General features: G+C 73.5%; 23 protein-coding genes and 1 pseudogene. 10 read left to right on the top strand and 14 right to left on the bottom strand.

What is annotated here, in order from left to right; genetic code table 11:
• Positions 1-152: 152 nt before the first annotated feature.
• The 3 genes from ACFY07_RS27885 to ACFY07_RS27875 form a co-directional block, all read right to left on the bottom strand.
• Positions 153-449 carry a hypothetical protein gene (locus tag ACFY07_RS27885; protein WP_390872323.1) on the bottom strand — a complete coding sequence of 99 codons (297 nt, stop codon included), beginning with the start codon at positions 447-449 and terminating at the stop codon, positions 153-155.
• Between the two features lie 127 nt (positions 450-576).
• Positions 577-822, bottom strand: coding sequence for a hypothetical protein (locus ACFY07_RS27880; RefSeq protein ID WP_390872322.1), 246 nt, complete (start codon positions 820-822; stop codon positions 577-579).
• Positions 819-1,202: an RNA polymerase sigma factor gene (locus ACFY07_RS27875; protein ID WP_390872321.1), complete on the bottom strand. Its 384-nt coding sequence runs from the start codon at positions 1,200-1,202 to the stop codon at positions 819-821. Before ACFY07_RS27875 ends, ACFY07_RS27880 begins: the two co-directional genes overlap by 4 nt.
• Positions 1,203-1,388: 186 nt before the next feature.
• Here ACFY07_RS27875 and ACFY07_RS27870 point away from each other — a divergent pair, with 186 nt between their 5' ends.
• The 5 genes from ACFY07_RS27870 (at position 1,389) to ACFY07_RS27850 (ending at position 7,023) form a co-directional block, all read left to right on the top strand.
• Positions 1,389-2,147 (top strand): GntR family transcriptional regulator, encoded by a 759-nt coding sequence (locus ACFY07_RS27870; RefSeq protein WP_390872320.1) that lies wholly within the window; start codon positions 1,389-1,391, stop codon positions 2,145-2,147.
• Positions 2,148-2,385: 238 nt separating this feature from the next.
• Positions 2,386-2,598: a helix-turn-helix domain-containing protein gene (locus ACFY07_RS27865; protein ID WP_390872319.1), complete on the top strand. Its 213-nt coding sequence runs from the start codon at positions 2,386-2,388 to the stop codon at positions 2,596-2,598.
• Between the two features lie 214 nt (positions 2,599-2,812).
• Entirely contained in the window at positions 2,813-3,898 is a 1,086-nt protein-coding gene (locus tag ACFY07_RS27860) for a bifunctional DNA primase/polymerase (RefSeq protein ID WP_390872318.1), read from the top strand.
• A gap of 190 nt (positions 3,899-4,088) precedes the next feature.
• Positions 4,089-5,780, top strand: coding sequence for a phage/plasmid primase, P4 family (locus tag ACFY07_RS27855; RefSeq protein ID WP_390872316.1), 1,692 nt, complete (start codon positions 4,089-4,091; stop codon positions 5,778-5,780).
• Between the two features lie 814 nt (positions 5,781-6,594).
• A complete protein-coding gene (locus ACFY07_RS27850; protein WP_390872315.1) occupies positions 6,595-7,023 on the top strand; it encodes a hypothetical protein in 429 nt (142 codons plus the stop codon).
• A 135-nt stretch (positions 7,024-7,158) separates the two neighbouring features.
• On the opposite strand, the gene ACFY07_RS27845 is transcribed toward ACFY07_RS27850, so the two are convergent.
• On the bottom strand, positions 7,159-7,884 hold the full coding sequence (locus tag ACFY07_RS27845; protein WP_390872314.1) for a recombinase family protein: 726 nt from the start codon (positions 7,882-7,884) through the stop codon (positions 7,159-7,161).
• 179 nt (positions 7,885-8,063) lie between these two features.
• Between ACFY07_RS27845 and ACFY07_RS27840 the strand changes: the two genes are divergently transcribed.
• Both ACFY07_RS27840 and ACFY07_RS27835 read left to right on the top strand, forming a co-directional pair.
• A complete protein-coding gene (locus ACFY07_RS27840) occupies positions 8,064-8,264 on the top strand; it encodes a hypothetical protein (RefSeq protein WP_390872310.1) in 201 nt (66 codons plus the stop codon).
• 126 nt (positions 8,265-8,390) lie between these two features.
• A complete protein-coding gene (locus tag ACFY07_RS27835; protein WP_390872313.1) occupies positions 8,391-8,627 on the top strand; it encodes a hypothetical protein in 237 nt (78 codons plus the stop codon).
• Between the two features lie 188 nt (positions 8,628-8,815).
• On the opposite strand, the gene ACFY07_RS27830 is transcribed toward ACFY07_RS27835, so the two are convergent.
• On the bottom strand, positions 8,816-8,995 hold the full coding sequence (locus tag ACFY07_RS27830) for a hypothetical protein (protein ID WP_390872312.1): 180 nt from the start codon (positions 8,993-8,995) through the stop codon (positions 8,816-8,818).
• Positions 8,996-9,100: 105 nt separating this feature from the next.
• On the bottom strand, positions 9,101-9,928 hold the full coding sequence (locus tag ACFY07_RS27825) for a hypothetical protein (protein ID WP_390872311.1): 828 nt from the start codon (positions 9,926-9,928) through the stop codon (positions 9,101-9,103).
• A gap of 317 nt (positions 9,929-10,245) precedes the next feature.
• On the opposite strand from ACFY07_RS27825, the gene ACFY07_RS27820 reads away from it, so the two are divergent.
• Together ACFY07_RS27820 and ACFY07_RS27815 are read left to right on the top strand one after the other, a co-directional pair.
• Positions 10,246-10,446 (top strand): hypothetical protein, encoded by a 201-nt coding sequence (locus ACFY07_RS27820; protein ID WP_390872310.1) that lies wholly within the window; start codon positions 10,246-10,248, stop codon positions 10,444-10,446.
• 126 nt (positions 10,447-10,572) lie between these two features.
• Entirely contained in the window at positions 10,573-10,809 is a 237-nt protein-coding gene (locus ACFY07_RS27815; protein ID WP_390872309.1) for a hypothetical protein, read from the top strand.
• 152 nt (positions 10,810-10,961) lie between these two features.
• Here ACFY07_RS27815 and ACFY07_RS27810 read toward each other — a convergent pair whose 3' ends face one another.
• The 3 genes from ACFY07_RS27810 to ACFY07_RS27800 form a co-directional block, all read right to left on the bottom strand.
• Entirely contained in the window at positions 10,962-11,318 is a 357-nt protein-coding gene (locus ACFY07_RS27810; RefSeq protein ID WP_390872308.1) for a hypothetical protein, read from the bottom strand.
• On the bottom strand, positions 11,315-12,106 hold the full coding sequence (locus tag ACFY07_RS27805) for a ParA family protein (RefSeq protein WP_390872307.1): 792 nt from the start codon (positions 12,104-12,106) through the stop codon (positions 11,315-11,317). The genes ACFY07_RS27810 and ACFY07_RS27805 overlap by 4 nt, the downstream gene beginning before the upstream one ends.
• A gap of 104 nt (positions 12,107-12,210) precedes the next feature.
• The gene (locus ACFY07_RS27800) at positions 12,211-12,477 is read right to left on the bottom strand and encodes a helix-turn-helix domain-containing protein (protein ID WP_390872305.1); all 267 of its coding nucleotides are present in this window, start codon (positions 12,475-12,477) and stop codon (positions 12,211-12,213) included.
• Positions 12,478-13,013: 536 nt separating this feature from the next.
• Between ACFY07_RS27800 and ACFY07_RS27795 the strand changes: the two genes are divergently transcribed.
• Entirely contained in the window at positions 13,014-13,802 is a 789-nt protein-coding gene (locus ACFY07_RS27795; RefSeq protein WP_390872304.1) for a hypothetical protein, read from the top strand.
• A gap of 92 nt (positions 13,803-13,894) precedes the next feature.
• On the opposite strand, the gene ACFY07_RS27790 is transcribed toward ACFY07_RS27795, so the two are convergent.
• The 5 genes and pseudogenes from ACFY07_RS27790 to ACFY07_RS27770 all read right to left on the bottom strand — a co-directional run.
• Positions 13,895-14,269 carry an RRQRL motif-containing zinc-binding protein gene (locus tag ACFY07_RS27790; protein ID WP_390872303.1) on the bottom strand — a complete coding sequence of 125 codons (375 nt, stop codon included), beginning with the start codon at positions 14,267-14,269 and terminating at the stop codon, positions 13,895-13,897.
• Entirely contained in the window at positions 14,266-14,931 is a 666-nt protein-coding gene (locus ACFY07_RS27785; protein WP_390872302.1) for a hypothetical protein, read from the bottom strand. The genes ACFY07_RS27790 and ACFY07_RS27785 overlap by 4 nt, the downstream gene beginning before the upstream one ends.
• The gene (locus ACFY07_RS27780; RefSeq protein ID WP_390872301.1) at positions 14,931-15,425 is read right to left on the bottom strand and encodes a hypothetical protein; all 495 of its coding nucleotides are present in this window, start codon (positions 15,423-15,425) and stop codon (positions 14,931-14,933) included. Before ACFY07_RS27780 ends, ACFY07_RS27785 begins: the two co-directional genes overlap by 1 nt.
• Before the next feature lie 220 nt (positions 15,426-15,645).
• Entirely contained in the window at positions 15,646-17,817 is a 2,172-nt protein-coding gene (locus tag ACFY07_RS27775) for an FtsK/SpoIIIE domain-containing protein (protein WP_390872300.1), read from the bottom strand.
• A gap of 86 nt (positions 17,818-17,903) precedes the next feature.
• Positions 17,904-18,671: pseudogene (locus tag ACFY07_RS27770) on the bottom strand (hypothetical protein); the annotation flags it as partial.

Genomic DNA, 18,671 nt, shown 5'->3' with positions numbered 1-18,671 from the left:
TTCGCGCGGACCGCCTCGGCCTCGGCCTCCAGCTTGGCGGCCTTGGCCGACTGCTCCGCCCATCCGGCGGGGCGGATCTCGGTCACGGTCACGGAATGCTCCTCATCGGAGTCGGGGCCGGGGCGCGGTCGGCGCCTCGGCCGGGGCGGCGGTCAGGAGGCGACGGGCTCGTCGTCGTCGATCGGGGTCCACCCGGCCCAGCGGGTGACCGGGCCGACGGGCAGCGCGACCAGGTCGGCGAGCGACCAGTCGGTGAAGGGCAGCGGCGCGTCGTAGAGGTGGGCGGCCCCGGCCCCGATGAGGACCGCGGCGGCCAGGAGGGGCCAGCCGGTGAGGCCGTGGCCCTGCAGCAGGTGCACGGAGAGCAGGGCGGCGGCGACCATCACGGCGAGATGGCTGTACTCGGCGGTGCGGTAGACGGCGGTGGCGAGCAGGTCGCGGCGGGTCATCGGGCTCCTCCAGCACGGGCGGCGGCCTCACGGGCCTGGCGGGCGGCTTCGGCGGCCGCGCGGGCGGCGGCAGCAGCAGCGGCGGCGCGGGCAGCGGCGGCGGCCGCGGCCTCGCGGGCGTCGGCGGTCACCGGGCACCCCCCGCCAGCAGCCGGGCCGCCCGGTCCCCCGCCAGGGCGGCGACCGCCCGCGAGGCGCCGGGCAGGGACCGCAGCAGCACCAAGGCCGCGGCGGCCAGCAAGGCGGCCGGGGTGTGGCCGGCGGCCCAGCCCAGGACGGCGACGGCGGCCTCGGTGGCCCACGCCTTGACCGGGAGCTGCAGCGCGGCGGCGATCAGCAGCAGCGCCAGCACGGCACGGGTCCCCCGGCTCATGCCGCCACCAGCTCTCGGACCGCGTCGGCGGCCAGGGCGACGGCCTCGGCGGAGGCGGCCGCCGGCACCCGGCGGTCCTGGCCGGGCTCGGCGAAGTCGACGGCCTGCTCGCGGCGGGCCCAGGCGGAGCGGTAGTGGTCCGCGACCCGGTGCCGGGCCATCGAGGCCAGCAGGCCGGCCGGGCTCGCGACGGTGTTGCCGCGGCGCAGGTACTGCAGCAGGCCCAGCCAGACGTCCTGCGCCAGGTCCTCCGCGAGGTGCTCGTCGGCGGGGCGCAGCGAGGCGGCCACCTGACGCAGCACCCGGTCCGAGAGCTGCAGGTAGAGGCGGGCGGCCAGGTCCTGCTGCTCGGGGCTCAGGGGGTGGGTAGCGTGGTGCATGGGTCGTGCTCCTCTCGATGGAACGGCCCGTCAGACGGCTCCGGTGTTCGCCCACCGGAGCCGTTTTGCGTCTCAGGGCACCCCGACTGCTAAGCCAGGGCTAGCCCTATTCGAGATTGAGGGCTAGCCCTATGGCGTGTCAATAGGGGTAGCCTTTACGCTCAGAAGCAGACGAGAGGAGTGGCCATGCGCGGATACCGTGACCTCGCCGCCGACCTGCGGCGACGCATCGAGAGCGGGGAGTTTCCGCCGGGATCGGTGCTCCCCAAGATCACTGACTTGATGGAGGCTCATGGTCTGGCGCGCCAGACGGTGCGGGCCGCCATCGCAGAACTGACCAACGAAGGGCTGGTCGTACCGATCAAGAAGCGGGGCACGGTCGTCCGGGACCGCAGCCCAATCCGGATCCCGCTGAGCAGGTACAGCGGTGTTCTCCAGCCCGGCGGGACCCGGGGGCCGTGGGAGAGCGCGTGCGCCGCCCAGGGACTGGACGGCCGCATGGTCATGACCGGCGTGAACCGGGCACCAGCCAACGATGAGCTGGCCGACCTACTCGAGGTGCCGGTCGGCACGGAGCTGGTGGGCCGGCGAAGGCAGGCCACGATCGAGGAAGACGTGGTCCAGGTGCAGCAGGCCTGGTACCCCGCCGACCTTGCAGATGAGGCAGGGCTAGCTGGAAACGGGAAGGTCAACGGCGGCATCTACGGCGCACTCGCCGGAGCCGGTGTAACGCCCACCACTATCAGCGAACAGGTGACGTCGAGGATGCCGACCGCAGAGGAGGCGGCGCAGCTCCGGATCGGCGGCAGCGTCCCGGTCCTGGCGCTGCAGCGAGTCACCCGGGCGCAGGATCGGCGGGTGCTGGAAGTACTTTTCGCAGTCGCCCCAGCGGACCGACTGAAGCTGGTCTATGACGACGTGCCATTGCGGGGGAGCCTGCCCTGACCTGCTGCGTTAAGAGACCTGACTTCCCGTTCGCAAAAAGATCCCGAGACCTTGTAACACTTCGGGGGCCTCCACCGTCCCCTATGCAGGGCAAGCATCGCGAGACACAAGCGGCACCATGTGTCTCGATGGACCACGCACGACAGGACACAACCGACGCGACCCAGACAAGATCCCGCTGTCGGCCCCAGTCGCTACAGTCAGTAAGCGGCGCATTCGACCGAAAGAGGTACGGCAGATGGCAGGTGAACGAGAGTGGCTCACCGTTTCCGAGATCGCTGCGCGGTACGGGATCTCGACCCGGACGGCGTACCGATGGGTCGCGAGCGGCCGAGGACTGCGCGTCCTGCGGACCGGACCGACCGGGCGAGGCATCCGGGTCAACCGGGACGACATGGAACGACTGGAGCGCGAGAGGACGTGGGGGGCGATGAGCGAAACCGCCGCCTGACGTGCTGGGGGCCGCCCTGCGGGAACAGGACGGCCACCCGGGAGAAATACGACCGAGAGCCCTGTCACAAGTTCTGGTCGTGAGCCCAGCGCAAGAGCTGCGCTACACCTTTACCGTACCCAAGCCTCCGCATCCCTATGAGAGTGGGAGCCTGTTTTGGGCATGGATGGCGCAGCTCTCGCCTGGCCGCGGCCCTGACCACGGAGAAGCCCCCGTGTTCGAAAACCGCAGGTCAACGAACCTTTCCGTCACCAGCAACGCCACCGTAAACGGTGGCACTGACACCGACGGGCCTTCCACCCCCCGCGCCAGCACTGCGACGGCCGAGCTCACCCGGCGGCCGCCGGCCAACGTCGGGGCGCACCAGCTGGCCGTCGCCCTGACCTGGCTGCGCCGCGGCGCCCCAGTGATCCCATGCAGCCGCACGGAGAAGCGGCCCCTCATCGGGGGGTTCGGCGCAGACGCAACCCTGGAGCAGCTCGCCCCGTTCTCCGACCCGGACCAGGTCGAGCAGTGGTGGCGCGGCCGCTACCGACGGGCGCACGTCGGCATCCTCACCAGGTCGCTGGTGGTGGTCGACCTCGACATGCCGAAGGCCGGCACCCCGGAGCCGGCAGGCCGGTGGGCGGGCTGCTTCGGCGGCACCGACGTCCTGGAGCGGCTGATGACGGCGGCCGGGGCAGAGTGGCCGGAGACCTACACCGTGCTGACTCCCTCCGGCGGCATGCACCTGTACTTCCAGCAGCCCGAGGGGGAGCCGATCGGCTGCGCCACGGGGGAGGGCCCCACCGCCCCGCACCTGGGCCCGCTGGTCGACGTCAGGGGCGTGGGCGGCCTGGTCATCGCGGCCGGGAGCTACAGCGCGGCACAGGGGCGCCCCTACACCCGGGTGAGCCCGCCCGACGTTCTCCCGCGGCCGCTGCCCGGGTGGCTGCTGGAGCTGCTCCGCCCGTCGGCTCCGCCCGTCCGGGAGCGGCCGCCGGCCCCGGCAGGGTGGGCGGCGGTACACCTCGCCACCCGGGCGGAGCGGTACGCGGCCTCCGCGTTGCGAGGGGCAGCCGACGATGTCGCCGGCGCGGCCGAGGGCGAGCGGAACCGGATGCTGTTCGCACGGGCCCGGCACCTCGGCGAGCTGGCGGCCACCGCACCCCGGGTGCTGACCGAGCAGGCCGTTGAAGAGGAGCTGCTGGCGGCGGCTCAGGCGTGCGGCATGGACGGCGGAGACCGTGCGGCGCTGCGGACGATCCGGTCCGGGTGGGCGCGCGGCACGCAGGCCGGGACCATCGGCGGTGCCGCGTGACCCTGGCAGGACGCGACACTAAGCCATCGACCTCCGTAGACACCGCCTCGGAAATGCAGATCGCCCCGGCAGCGCACCACCGCCCCGGGGCATGGCACCCGAGGAGCACCCTCGCATGCAGCACCCTTCTACTGCCCCCTACTCCCTTGCGTCGCTCGGTGCAGCGCCCCAGCCAGAAGGCGGGTGCCGCGTGACCACTGAGGCAGAGGTCGTAGCCTTCCAGGCTTTCCAGCGCGACAAGGCTCGCCAGGAGAAGGCTCGGCAGGCCCTCGAAAGCGCGGACTCGGAGCAGCTGGCAGCGTTCGTCGCTTGGAAGGAAGAGCAGGAAGCCGCCGCACAGAAGACCGCTGCTCAAGCCGCGCGAGAAGCAGCGGCCGCTGAGAAGAAGGCCAAGGCAACTGCCGCCGCACAGGCCGGCGGCGGCACCGAGATGACCGACGCGGTGCTCGCTGAGCGGGTTGCACAGATGGTCATGCACGACCGCTACTGCTGGTCTGCTGGCCTCGGGTGGATGCGGTGGAGCGGCATCCGCTGGGAGCGCAGCCCTCAGCAGACCGTGATCGAAGACGTGCGGCAGTTCCTGCTCGAGTCGGTCAACGACCAGCTGCGCGCCCCGGACACCGACTGGCGCAAGCGGCAGGAGCTGATGAGCCTTCTGTCCAAGTCCCGGATCACTGCCGTGGTCGAGCTGTGCAAGGGCGTGGTGCAGGTCCGCGACGACCAGTTCGACACTCAGCCCGACCTGCTCAACACCCCCAGCGGCGTGGTTCATCTGCCCACCGGTGGAGTCCGGCCGCACTCTCCCCGGTACTACCTGACGAAGGTAACGGCCGTGGCCTACGTCCCTGGCGCCACTCACCCAGACTGGACCAAGGCCCTCGAGGCAGTGCCAGCAGAAGCCCGGGACTGGTTCCAGATCAGGGCTGGCCAGGGCATCACCGGGCACATGACCCCGGACGACGCGCTGTTGCTCCTCCAGGGCGGCGGCGAGAACGGGAAGTCGACCGTCCTGGAGAGCATCGCCCGGTGCCTGGGTGACTACGAAGTCTTCCTCTCCGACCGCGTTCTGCTGGCCGACCCCGGGTCGCACCCCACTGAGCTGATGGACTTGCGCGGGGCCCGGTTCGCAGTCGCGGAGGAGTTGCCAGAAGGCCGCAAGCTGTCCGTGAAGCGGCTCAAGGACGTGATCGGCACGTCGCGGATGAAGGCCCGCTACATCCGGCAGGACACCGTCGAGTGGGACGCCACACACAGCGTGTTCCTGTCCACCAACTACCTGCCGGTCGTCGAGGAGACCGACCACGGCACGTGGCGTCGGCTGATGCTGCTCAAGTTCCCGTACAAGTTCCTCAAGGCCCACCAGGAGCCGCAGCACCCCAACGAGCGCCGCGGTGACCCGGGCTTGCGGGAGCGCATGAAGTGGGGGATGGAGCAGCGGCAGGCTGTCCTCACCTGGCTCATCGAGGGAGCCCGACGCTGGTACGCGGCCGACAAGGTGATGCCGACCCCGCCAGCGTGCGTCGCCGCAGACAGCAGGGCCTGGCGTGCCGAGTCCGACCTGGTGCTGTCCTACTGGCAGGACCGGATCGAGGCCGACCCCGACTCGCACGTGCTCGCCCGGGAGCTCTTCGACGACTTCAACGGCTGGCTGAGCAGCAGGGGTCACCAGAAGTGGTCGGACAAGACCTTCACCGCTCGGTTCGGTGGCCATGATGAGACAAGCGCCCAGGGTGCTGAGCGCAGGAAGATCCGGGCTACCTCCGGCCTCAGCCGCCCCCCTCGCTCCTTGTCCGAGTGGGATACCCCGACCGTCCCGTCGACCTACTGGGCGTGGCTCGGTGTTCGATTCCTGGAGGATGGGGTCAAGATCGAAGACGAGTAGCAACCCCTGACTGAGCCCCTCTCTCCGCCCCCGCTGGCCACCCAGCGGGGGCTCTTTCATGCCCCGCAACCCTCCCGTTTCAAGATCATGTTCCGCCTGTTCCACGTTCTCCAGAGAAACAGCTATGCCCTACGCGTAGTGACTTCTCGGAAGACGTGGAACACGTGGAACATGATCATGGAATCCACAGGTCAGAGCCGCGCTCGGCCAACAGTCCCCGCCACCCGGAAACCTCCGCCGGGGGGTGGTTAGCCTCAGAACAGCCACCCACCCCCCGCCGCTCCGGCAGCGGCGCTGTACGCCCGTTGGCGGCTGCCGCTCCGATGTGGTGCGGCGCAGCCGCTCCGCTCTGTCTTGACCCGCAGATGGCCGCTGACAGAGGCCCGCGGCGCAGCAGCGGCGTGTGTCGTGGGGCGGCCTGTTGGCATGTCTTCTGGGCTGGCATGTTCGCGGGTCTTACGGGTCAGCGGGAGCGGTTTGTCTCGTGGCCCGGCCGGGGTCGCGGGTGAGGGGGGCAGCCTCTGTCGGGGTGGCGTGGCACGGCATGGTCAATGCACGGTGGCTGACCTGCGGACTGCCGGACGGTCGGGGCGTCATGACTTATGGCGTCGGGGGCGGGCGTCATGACCCGGCTGGGTCCCCGGTGACAGTCGGTCGGCCCGTGAGAGGAGGGGAGCCTTCACCGGTGCCCAGTCCTGCCTCTGCTGTCTGCTGCTCGGGTTTGTGCGGGAGGCTGGGCGAGGGAGCGGGTCCGGTTGGCTCGACCGTCTCAGCGGTGGTCCGGATCCGGCATGGGGGGAGCAGGAGGAATGTCGTGGCGGTCTGGGACAGGGCTCATCTGTGCGTGGAGGGACACCACGACGTGGTGGACGTTACGGGCGAGGTCGAGCTTTTCAACCGGCTCTGGGCGACGGCGAAGTCGGAGCATCGTCCGGTGGTCTGGGTGGAGCGGCGTCCCAGCGGCCTGTGGCGGGCCGGTGTCGACATCTTGACCGCCTCGGTCCCTCCGCTGGCCCAGGAGTCCTACGAGGCCCTCCAGCGGCTGTGTGCGGCGCTCGTGGCGTCTGGGCAGGCCACCGACGCGGCCTACGGTCGTGACCGGGCGATAGCGGAGGGCCTGCTTACCGTGCGGGAGGCCCAGGTGGTGGCCGGGGTGCTGGCGGATCTGTTCGCGGGGCACACCCGTGCCGGAGTCTGCCTGCAGCGGGTCCTGGCCGCGTTGAACCGACCCGTCCACGGCTAGGCATCCGGTTCGGCGGTCCGCGGTCGCGGCCGTCGGCCGGCGCGGGGCGGAGACAGGAGCGCGGCCGGGCGGCCGCGCAGCGACCCTTGAACCCGTAGAGAAGGTTTTTACTCACAGGTCAGCGGCTTGCCGGTCTCAGGCCGCCCCGTGCTTTTGGCAGACCGAGCGGACCGTCATCGCGGACCAGGTCGCGGCCCGGCGCGGGCGCAGCCCCTCGGCGTCGAGCTGCTCCCCGATGGCCCGGTAGGACCTGCCGGCGGCGCGCAGCTCCAGTATGCGGGCGACGGTGGCGGCCTCGGCGGGGTTGGGGGCCGCGTCGCGCTCCCGGCCCTCGCCCTCGCCGTGGGTGCCGTAGGCGTAGGCCCCGACCGACTTGCGGCCGGCGGCACGCTTGGCGGTGCGTCCGTCGCGCAGCCGCTTGACGACCATCCGGCGGTCCAGCTCCGCGAAGACGCCGACGACCTGCCGCATGGCGGTGCGCATCGGGTCGTCGGGGTCGTCCTGGTGGACCTCGCCGGTGTCGGTGGTGAAGACGTGGCCGCCGTCGCGCCAGACGATGGCGAGGGTGGCCTCTTGGACGGTCAGGGCGCGGGCGAGCCGGTCCAGGCGGGGGACCAGGAGGCCCTCGGCGTCGTCCTCCCGGATCATCAGCAGGGCCTCGGACAGGCCGGGGCGGTCGAGCGCCTCGGTGGCGCCGCTGACGCCCTCCTCGCGGACGATGCGGACGATGCGGTGCCCGTGGGTCTTGGCCCACGCGCGGACGGCCTTCTCCTGGACGTCGAGGCCGTAGCCGTCGGAGACCTGGCCGGCCCCGGATACGCGGATGTAGGCGACGAGCTTCACGGGTCCCCCTGCTGCCATGATCCTGTAAGTCTTTCCGTGGAAAAACTTACACTGCTGGTCAGGGGATTTCAACGGTGACAGCCGTGCCAGGAGACGACACCGGCCGACAGGCCGGACCCGGGAGCCGAGCCAGGATCACGCGCGGTGACTGCAGCGGCCTTCCGACTCCGGACTTGGCGGCGCGGGATGATCGGCGGGTGAGTGCTGCGCGCCGCCCGCTGGGGCCCGGACCCATCACCCCGCCACAGTCGTCCAAGGACGCCCCCGAGGGGTCCCGGCGGCTGCCCGCGGAGCCCGCGGTGCCGGTCCCCACCCGCGAGGCGGGCTGGCATCCTCGCCCTGCCGGCGCGGCCTCGCTGCGGCGCATCCTCGGCCCCGGGAGCAAGGCGGAGCAGTAGGTCCTGCGGTGCTCCACCGTGAGGTCGCCGGGGCGCCGGCATGAGTGAATGCCACAGAAATCCTGGCGGGCACCGTGAGGAATGCCCGGCCGCAGCCGCGGCCCGCACCTCACGGAGGACCCTCAAGTGACCACGCCCACGAAGAAGCCCCGCACCAGCCGCCGCACCAGCCGCCGCACCGGCTCCGGGCTCGCCGTACAGTTCCCCCTCTACGCCCTCGTCGTCCTGGTGGCCGTCCTGGTGCTCTCCGGCAAGGCCAGCGCCCCCGAGGCCACCACGGTGGCCTCCGTGCTCAGCGGGGCCGTGTTCGGCATCCGCAACCAGCAGGGCAAGCGCAAGCGCAAGGGCAGGCGCAAACGGTGACGCACGCGGCCCGGCCGGGGAGCCGTCCGTCCCCGGCCGGGCCGCCGCCGACTACTCCCCGCCCGGTCGCGCTCGACCGCGCAGCGGTCGCACCGGCAGCAGCGGGCGGGCATCCCGCCGTCGGGCGCGGTCATGTTCTCCGCGGCCGGAATGGGCGGGGCTGCGGTCGCCCGCAGCCCCGCGCTGGGTCAGGGCTTGAGCCAGGGGATCAGCCAGGTGATCATGATGCCGCCCAGGGTGAAGGCGGCGCCCTTCCAGGCGTTGATCAGCCCCACCCGGCCGTAGCGGCGCCAGGCCGGCCGCGGCGTGGTCGTACGGTTGACGGTGGGCCGCTTCTTGCGGAACCACATGATGGGGAGCTTCTTCAAGGGGTAACTCCATCTCTGCCAGCAACCCTGCTGGCCTTGATGCCGCACCGTTCTTCTTCTGGTTGGCCCCGGGAGGAGCGGTGCGGCGTTTCGGGTTTCGGGGCCTCACGACCCCGAAGTCGTCACGACGCCGGCCTCGGTGTCCGGAGTCGGAGTGCCGAGGCCGCGCGGCGAGAAGGGCGGCCACAGCGCGTACAGGGGGCGCGAGGCGCGCCCTGACCTGGTGCTGAGCGTGTCGTACCACTCGTCTCCGGTGTGGACGAGGATGTTGTTGTTGATCAGCTCCCTGATGCCCTTGCCGGCAGTGTCAGGGGAGATGCCGTACCACTTGGGCATCCGCTCCTGCGGCAGCGTGAAGTCGGTCTTGCGCTGGCTGGAGGCCACGAGGAGCATCGCCTTGCCCGGCAGGCTCAGGGTGTTGTGCCAGTTGTTGTCCCAGTAGTCGAAGGGGAGCTGGAAGTACGGCTCGCCACCCGCCGGCGGGCTGTACGGGGATCCTGATCCGTCCTCGTTGAGCTTGGTGATGACGGTTTTCCCCCCCTTGCCACGCTTCCGGGAGATGAGGTTCAGCTCCTCCAGCACCTTCCACGCCCGCGACACCGCTGCGGTCCCCGAGGTCTCGTCGAAGATGCCCACGGACCGGGCCCAGGTCGTAGACCACTCGGTGACGGAGAAGTCGCCGCCGCTGGTGACGGCGCTGACCAGGATGTAGAGGTCGAACGCGCGCTTCTGCGAGCGTCGCACCAACTCGTGCAGTGGTCCCGGCGTCTTCGGACCGGTGCTGGCCCCCTGCTGGAGGAACGTCCGGCGGATCGGCACCGTACGGGTCGGACGCTGCGACCGGTCCAGGATGAGTTTGATCGTCTGGGGCTGGCTGAGCTTGCCCTGCGCCGGTACTGACGGCGAGTTGGAGGAGACCTGTGATGTCGTCACGGTGTCCACCATGCCATAGGTTTGTGGGTCTCATCGCCGTCGGCAGATAGATTTGGGCACTCTGACTTGCGCGATCAGCGGGTGCCTTAAGATGACTAATTAGGAAAACACTAAGATCACCGGTTAGATGGCTAATCTAAGAAAGCTATGTAGAAAGATGACTTGCCAATCCAGGGCCCAGCAGGTCCTCGTCGACCGATTGCTTGGATGGGCAGCCCAAGTCCGTTGACTTGAACATCTCGATCTGACCCGGCGGTCGATGACACTCCGCATCGGCAGCGGCCCTCGCGGCGGGCCCGGCGCGGGATGATCGGCGGGTGAGTGCTGCGCGCCGCCCGCTGGGGCCCGGACCCATCACCCCGCCACAGTCGTCCAAGGACGCCCCCGAGGGGTCCCGGCGGCTGCCCGCGGAGCCCGCGGTGCCGGTCCCCACCCGCGAGGCGGGCTGGCATCCTCGCCCTGCCGGCGCGGCCTCGCTGCGGCGCATCCTCGGCCCCGGGAGCAAGGCGGAGCAGTAGGTCCTGCGGTGCTCCACCGTGAGGTCGCCGGGGCGCCGGCATGAGTGAGTGCCACAGAAATCCTGGCGGGCACCGTGAGGAATGCCCGGCCGCAGCCGCGGCCCGCACCTCACGGAGGACCCTCAAGTGACCACGCCCACGAAGAAGCCCCGCACCAGCCGCCGCACCAGCCGCCGCACCGGCTCCGGGCTCGCCGTACAGCTCCCCCTCTACGCCCTCGTCGTCCTGGTGGCCGTCCTGGTGCTCTCCGGCAAGGCCAGCGCCCCCGAGGCCACCACGGTGGCCTCCGTGCTCAGCGGGGCCGTGTTCGGCATCCGCAACCAGCAGGGCAAGCGCAAGCGCAAGGGCAGGCGCAAACGGTGACGCACGCGGCCCGGCCGGGGAGCCGTCCGTCCCCGGCCGGGCCGCCGCCGGCTACTCCTCAGCCGGGCGGAACCCCGGTTGCGGGTCCCTCCCGGCTATCGCCCTGCAGCGGGCAGCTCTCGCACCTGTCGCACATCTCGCACCCTTTGCGGCTACTGGCCTTCTTCCACCCGTCGCTGGACCTCGTCGAGGTGCGCCAGCGCGACCTGGACCACGGCCGCCATCACCACGTGCTTGGGTCGCCGGGTCGCATAGTGCAGCTCCTCCACCGCCTGGGCGAGCGCGTCGGCGGCCTCCTTGGGCATGTACCAGGACCGCCGGTCCATGACGGCCGCCGGGCCCTTCCCGGGGCGCTGTGCGGCCTCTGACGGCCCGTGCGGGGCCTTCCGGGGCGCCGGGGCGGGCGACGGTGCCGCAGCGGCGTCCGAGGGCACGTGGCGGCTGCGCAGCAGCGCGGTGAGGTCGGCCCCGCCGGACGACGGCGGCGGCAGCTGCTTGCCCGGGCTCACCGCGCCTCCTCGAGGGCCTTGGCCATCGCGCGGTACACCGCGGCGTGCTCGGAGTCGGGGGCGTAGTCGACGACGGTCCGGCCGTACCGCCACGCCTCGGTGACGACGACGCCGAGCGGGACCGAGCCGAGGATCGGCAGCCCGTCGAGCTTCGCCAGCTCGGCCAGCACCGAATCGGCGAGCCTGTTGGTCGGCCGGCGCAGCAGGGAGACGACCAGGCCGTGTAGCCGCAGCGGGGTCTCCCGCAGGTCGGCGTCCACCGAGGCGATCTGCGGCAGCAGCAGCCGCAGCGCCTTGAGGCTGGAGTCCTCGGCCTGCACGGGGATGACCACGCCGTCGGCGGCGGTCAGCGCGTTGTCTGTCAGGATGTCCAGGCTCGGCGGCGCGTCGATTAGGACGTGGTCGTAGACGTCGCGGAAGACCGACAGCAGCCGGGCGAGGCGGTGCTCGCGGGCGCGCTGCTTGTCCAGCTCCCGCACGGCCATGAACATCTCGATGCTGTTCGGGACGACGTCCAGGCGCCCGGAGGGCTGGGAGTGCGGGGCGATCAGGTCGGCGACCGGGCCGGTGTACTCGCCGATCAGTGCGCGGTACAGGCTCGCCGCGCCGTCGCCGGTCGGCGCCTGGTCCAGTCCGAGCCCGTCGGTCAGGTGGCCCTGCGGGTCCAGGTCGACGACCAGGACGTGGTGCCCGGCCTCGGCGAGCGCGCCGGCCAGGTTGATGGTCGTCGCCGTTTTGCCGACGCCGCCCTTCTGGTTCGTCACCGCGGTGACGGTGGTGGTCTTCATGCCGCCGCAGCGTAGCCGTCGCACTTGTGCGACAAGTGCGACACCCTGCACTGGGCCTTGTGTCGCTTGGCTCGCACGGGTGCGAGAGGTGCGAGAGGTGGCACTCAGCGGCCCAGCCGCAGCCACTTCTCCAGCAGCGTCGCCAGGGCTCCGCGCCGCTCGGCCCGCTCGACCCTGGTCCGCCAGCGCGCGACCGCCGACGCCTGGTAGCCGGTCAGCGCCGCGATCTCCTCTGCCGACATGCCGACTTCGAACGCCTCGGCGGCGGCCGCCTTCGCCCGCGCCGAGACCTTCCGGTCCTGCTGGCGCACCCGCGCGTGCTGCCGCCCGATCCTCGCCAGCTCGGCCCGCAACTGGTCCGGCCCCGTCATGACTCCCCCTCGGTCGGAGATGTGCGAGAGGTGCGACGTCTCGCACCCCGTGTGCCGCTGCTGGTGCTCAGCCTCTGTCGCCCGCCCACCTTGCCAGCCTGACCCCGCGGCAGGCAGCAGAACGCCCCGGCCCGCGACCGCCCGTCCGGGCCCGCCGCGTGCGGTGCCTCCTGCCGCGGGGCTGGAATACCTGGACCGTCCCACGCGCGCGCATACGCGCACGTGGGTCGGTCCAATCGGTCCAACTCGCGACCCCGCCGGCGTGGGTGGCGCCCCGGTTTCGGGGGCCCCCGAAACGGCGGCCGCGGGTCGGCCAATCCCCCTGCCCGCATACCGGTCGGTCGGTCCGGACCCACCTGCGCGCGGGGCCGTCGGCGACCGGTCGGTGCGACTTTTGAGACCGCCGCCCCCTCGCGCGCGCGGACCCGCGCGAGGCCCCCCGGGTAGCGGGCACTCGTGCGGTTGAGTCCCACCCCAGGTGAAGGTGAGTACGGGTACTCAGGTGGGGCGATGATCACCGGCCCAATGATTCAGCCATGCGATCGATCTTCCTCACGAAGTCCCTGCTGGCCGCGACCCTCGGCTGCGCCGTCCTCTCCGCGTGCGGCACCTCGGCCCCGGCCGCCGACGCCGGCGCGGGCCACGCCTCCGCGGCCCCCGCCGCCGCCCACGCCCCGGCCGCCCGGCGGGACGCCGCAGCAATCGCCGGAGACCCGCAGATGCGCTTCCTCGACCTGATCGACCGCACGTTGCAGGACTGCGCCTCCCGGACGCTCGGGGACAAGGGCGACGCCTCCGCGCCCCAGGGCCTGCCGGTCCGGCGCCCGGGCGACGCGGCGCCGCGGCCCGAGGACCTGCCCGGGTGGGAGGGCCCGCAGACCCCGCGGTTCGGGTCGGGGCAGACCCCGCCCGGCACCCCCGACGCCCACGGCGACATCGCCGTCCCGCTCCCCGCGGACGCTCCCGAGCCGCCCGCGTCGACCGCGGCCGTCCGCACCGGTGCGCCCCGCGAGGTGCCGCTGAGCGAGGTCGAGGCGTGCGAGGGCACCGTCCACGCCGACCGCATCACCGCCGCCCTCCGCGGCACCGCGGTCACCGGCTACGAGGCGCTGCAGGCGAAGCTGACCGGCCTGGACTACCCGGCCGAGCGCATCCACCGCATGCCGCAGCGCCCCGGTGAGCCCCGGGCCCGGGTCGACCTGCGCTTCATGGGCGGCCACCTGGTGCTGGAGGTCACCGCCACCCGCGACGGCGTGACCGTGGAGCCGTTCGGCGCCCCCGAGACCGGGGACGTGCGCGTCGTCGACGTGCAGCGTGCCCGGTAGCCGCCCGCACCCGGGCACAGGGGGTGCGAGACGTGCGAGACCCCCGGCGGCGGGGTGCCGGCGGGGGCCTGGGCGGGGCGGTATCGGCCTGATCAGGAAACGGCGTGGGCGGCTTCGCCGGAGCAGGGCCAGCAGCAGCCGAGCGAGCGGGGGATGACGTACCCGGCGTCGCGGCCGCAGTCGGGGCAGGTGCGCCGGGCGCGCATCGCGGCGGCCAGGGCGCGGACCCGGCCGGGGGTCATGGGGCGGACCGGCGCGGCCTGGTCGACGCGGTACAGGTGGGCGGTGCGCCGGCCGCGGCGCCACACGATCTCGGCGACGGGGTCCTGCCCGCCGGGCCGCAGGCCGACCGCGCGCAGCTGGCGGCGGGTGGCCAGGCCGAGGGGGGCGCAGCGCCACCGGTAGGCGGGTATGACCCCGTCCTCGCCCGGGGTGCGAGAGGTGCGAGATGTGCGAGAGGCGGTCACGGCCGGCCTCCGGCACGCTGGCAGGCCGCGCACGGCACTTTCACCTCGCGGGTCTTGCCGTCGCCCGAGTGCAGCTTCGTGGTGATGGTGACCATCCCCTTGCGGCAGCCCTTGACCGGGCAGCGGCGCCCGCGGCGGCGGGGGGTGGGCTCGGGTCCGGCGCCGCCGGTGCGGGCCTGCCAGGCGGCCGCCAGGACGGCGGAGGACGCCCGGCCGGCGGCCTGCCCGGCGCCCTCGCGAGCGGCCCGCTTGCGGCCGCGCCACCAGGACCGGGCGGAGCGGCGCACCTCGGCCTTCCCGGCCCGGACACGCCTCCTGCCCTCGGCGCGGAACTGGTCGGCGACGACGCGGACGTCGTCCAGGGTGAGCTCCGGCTGCCGCTCGCCCTCCAGGACCAGGCCCCGCCACTCGGCCACGAAGGTGTCGCGGTCGGCGGCGGTGGTGCGGCCGGTGCAGGCGGCGAGCGCGGCCGCCACCAGGCCGTTGGTGATGACCGGGTGGTCGGCGGCGTGGCCGCAGGTGGTGCAGCCCAGGCGGGCGGGCCAGGTCTCGCGAGGCCCGCACCGGTCCAGGGTCAGCGCCCCGACCCCGCCGCAGCCGGGGCAGGCCACCGGCTCACCATCGAGGAGGAGCAGGCCCACGAGCTTGAGGTCGGGCGCCATCACCGGCCCCCGCTCTGGCGGTGGTCCACCCGGGAGGTGGCGCGGCCGAACAGGCCGGTGGCGGTGGTGTGGTGGTGGTGCTCGGTGCGGTTGACCACGGTGGTGCGGCGCGCGGCGGGCAGCACCTTGACCGCGACGACCGCGGCGGCGATCAGGGCCACCGAGGAGGTGGCGCCGGCCAGCGCGGAGACGACCTCGCCGACCCCCCATCCCACCCCGGCGGCAGCGACGCCGGCCCCGGCCAGGCGCTGGGCCACCGGGTCCAGGCCGGTCCGCACGACCCTCGGCGCGGGGTCGACGTCTGCGATCGCAGACGCGGACGCGGGCTGCGGGGCGGCGGCCAGGGCGTGGGCGGGCACGTAGGCGGCGACCATCCGCCCGTCCGGGCCGGGGAGGTAGGCGACGGTCAGCGGGCCGTCCGGCAGCACCACGGGGGCGGGCGCCGGGTCGGCGGGGGCGAGGGGCTGCGGGGTGTAGACGGCGGGCTCCATCACGGGGGCTCCTTGTCAGGATTTGGGGTGATTCGTAGACCCGGACAGTGCCCGGACGGGCGGGCATCTGCGCAGGTCAGGGCCGGGCGGGACCCGGACGGACCCCGGACGCGGTGTCCGGGCCGGCGTCCGGGTCCCGGGGTCGGTGTCCGGGTCGGCGGCCGCCCCGTCCGGGTCGTGACCTGCGGAAACGGGGCGGCCGTCCGGGCGCCGTCCGGGCTGCTCAGCCCTCGGTGAGGAGCTGCTGGGCGGTGGCGGCGACCAGCAGCCGCGGGTAGCCGGAGACCCGGGAGCCCTCCCAGGCGCGCTTGGCCTTGTCGGCGTCCGAGCGCACGACCAGGGCGGCCAGCCGCTCGGGGGTGACGTCGTGCCCGGCGGCGCGCAGGGCGTCGACCAGGACCGAGCCGGGCAGCCACTCGGCGTCGTCGCGGCGGTCGAACTCCTCGACCAGGACGGCGAGCAGCTCGCCGTCGCCGCCCCGCTTGCACAGCCGCTCGGCGAGGGTCGGGCCCTGGCCGGGCAGGGTGCCGGCGGCCTCGCGCCAGATGCGGGCGCGCTGCAGTAGGGCGCGGACCTGGCCGTCGTCGTAGTAGTCGGAGCGGACCATCACCGGCTCGGCGCCCTCGGACAACAGCCATCCCGCGCCCCGCATCTGGGGCTCGATCAGGGTCGCGGTGTAGCCGGCGGCGGCGCGGCCCTGGCCGAGGATGGTGTCGGACGCCTGCGGGGTGGTGCAGCGCAGCGCCCAGCGGATGGACAGCAGGTCCCGCAGGGAGGAGGGGACGACGTCGGCGCCGGGCTTCTGGGTGGCGGCGCCGGTGATGATCCCGGCCGCCCGGCCGCGGGAGACGATGTTGCGCAGCGCGGCCACGATCTTCCGGCCCCACTCCTCGTCGGTGGTGTAGTACATCAGCTCGTCGATCCACAGCAGGTGCAGCCGCAGCTCGGGGTGCTCGGCGGCCAGGGCCGCGGTGACCTTGCGGGCCCCCAGCGACTTGAGCAGGGCGTAGCGGGAGCCCATGTCGGCCAGGACGTCCTGCAGCAGCGCGTAGAGGGCCTCGGGGTCGGCGGCGCCCTCGTAGCGGGTGGCCAGCGGCGCGTAGTCCTCCAGGTCGCCGCCGCCCTTGCCGTCGGCCAGGGACAGGATCACGGTCGGGTCGAGCGCGGCGCCCAGCAGCACGGCGTTGGCGGAGGCGGACTTGCCGGCGCCGGGCTCGCCGCCGACCAGCAGCGACCGCTCGACCAGGCTCATGCTGTAGCGGTCGCCGCGGACGGTCACGCCGATGGCGACCTGCTCCCACAGGGAGGTGGGCCGGTCGCGGCTGAGCAGCGGGCCGGGGGCCACCTTGCCGGTGAAGGGCAGGTCGTCGCTGACCCACAGGTGCAGGCGTCCGGCCCGCCCGGCCCGGGAGAGGTGGACCTGGGCGGCCTCGACCCCGAGGGCGGCGGCCAGCGCGTCGGCGGCGGCCGCGGCCTTCGCGGCGGTGCGGCCGGCGGGCAGGTCGACGGTGACCGTCCACGCGGCGACGTCGCGCATGCACGGGGTGACCAGCCGCAGCGACTCCCCGTCGCCGATGACCTTCGCGGCCCGGAACGCGGCGTCGAGCATCCGGTCGGTCAGCGGGTCGCCGTCGCCCAGGACGCGCTGCTCCTCGTCGCTCCAGGTCTCCTCGGCCAGCGGGCGGCGCCCGGCGAGGGCGAACCCGCCCAGGACCGCGGCGGTCCCGGCGGCCAGGCCGGGCCAGCCGCCCTCCAGCAGGGCGACGCCGTCGGCGAGGCCGGGCAGGCCCCAGACCAGGGAGCCGCGCAGCAGCCGGCCGCGGCGCACCTCGGCCTTGGCCTTGGCGTGGGCGGCGACCGCGGCCACGGCGACGGTCTGGGCCCGGTCGGCGTGCTGCTGGGCGGCGCGGCGCTGGGCGGGCACCAGGGTGTAGCGGGCGCGGCGGGCGGCCTGGCGGGCCTCGCGGGTGGCGGTGTGGGCCTGGTGGCGGGCGGCGGCCAGGTGGGCGCCCTCGATGCCGCCGACCCACTCCGCCGAGCGGCGCACCCCGCGGGCGACCTGGGCGAGGTGGCCGCGCTCGGTGCGCTGCCGCGACGCCCACCGGCGCACCGCCCGGCGGGTGCGGCGCTGGGCCCGGACCCGGGCGGCCCGCCGGCCCTCGGGGTGGCGCGCCCAGGCGGGGACGAACGGGCGGTCGCCGTCCGGGTCCTCGGGGAGCTCGGCCGGCAGGACGTCGGCGGGGGAGGGGTCGGCGGCCGGGGCGGGAACGGTGGCGTAGACGGAGTCGGAGACCGGGGCGGCCGGGCCGCGGCGGTGCTTGTCGAGGTCGACCAGGTCGCCCACGGGGCGCTCCTCGGGGGTGTCGGTGCCGGGACGGCGCAGGGTGTCGGACACTGGGGTGCTCCTTGGTCTGTCGGACGGACTGGTGGAGTGCCGGGGCCGGGCGAGCTTTGGTCGGTGAGCCCGGCCCCGGGCCGTGCTCAGGAGGTGGCACGCAGGGCGGTGTCGCGAGCGGCCTTGCGAGCCGCAGGCGAGTACCGCAGGGTGTCGCCGGCGGTGCGGCGCGGCGGGCGCCCGCCGTTGCTGCGGCGGCCGTCGACGCGGCCCTCGAGGGCCGTCTTGGCGGCCTTCTTCGCGGCCGGGGGGATTTGGGATTCGACCTGCGGCTTTGCGGTCTCCACGGGGGCCGCTCCGGCCTCCTTCGCGCGGGCCTTCGCGGCGACCCGGGCGGCAATGGACTCGGCGGTGTCGCCGAGCGCGGTGCCGTGGACGTCGTCCCACGCGCGCTTCCACGTCGGCTCGCTCACGTGCTGCTCGCCGAGCGCCGCGGACAGGGCCACGGCGCGCTTCCACACGTCCGCCCACTCGCCCGCGCGCTTGGCCTCGGTGGCCTGCCGCTGGGCCTCCCGCTCGGCGGCGGCCGCGGCGTCCCGGCGGGCGGTCTCGGCGGCGGCCTTCCTCGCCGCGCGGCGCTGGGCCCGGGTGGGCTTGCCGTCGCGCTTGGCGATCCGGCCGTGCTCGTGCAGGTCCCAGATCGCGGGGCCGATCAGCGAGCACAGGGCGCCGCCCAGGCCGGTCGCCATCCCGTAGGCGTGGCTGCCGTGGTCGAAGGAGATGCCGGCGGCAACGCACGCCTGGAGGAGCGCGCCGAGCCGGTAGTGCCAGGACGGGCGGCCGTCGTCGATGGCGGCCTCGGCGCCCTTGAGCAGCGCCCAGGCCACGCCCTCCAGGACCAGGGGGGCGATCAC

Origin of the sequence: Streptomyces sp. NPDC001380 (assembly GCF_042895785.1) — a bacterium.
Lineage (GTDB): Bacteria > Actinomycetota > Actinomycetes > Streptomycetales > Streptomycetaceae > Peterkaempfera.
The sequence above is the reverse complement of the archived record's forward strand: the minus strand, read 5'-3'. Positions and strand labels throughout refer to the sequence as shown.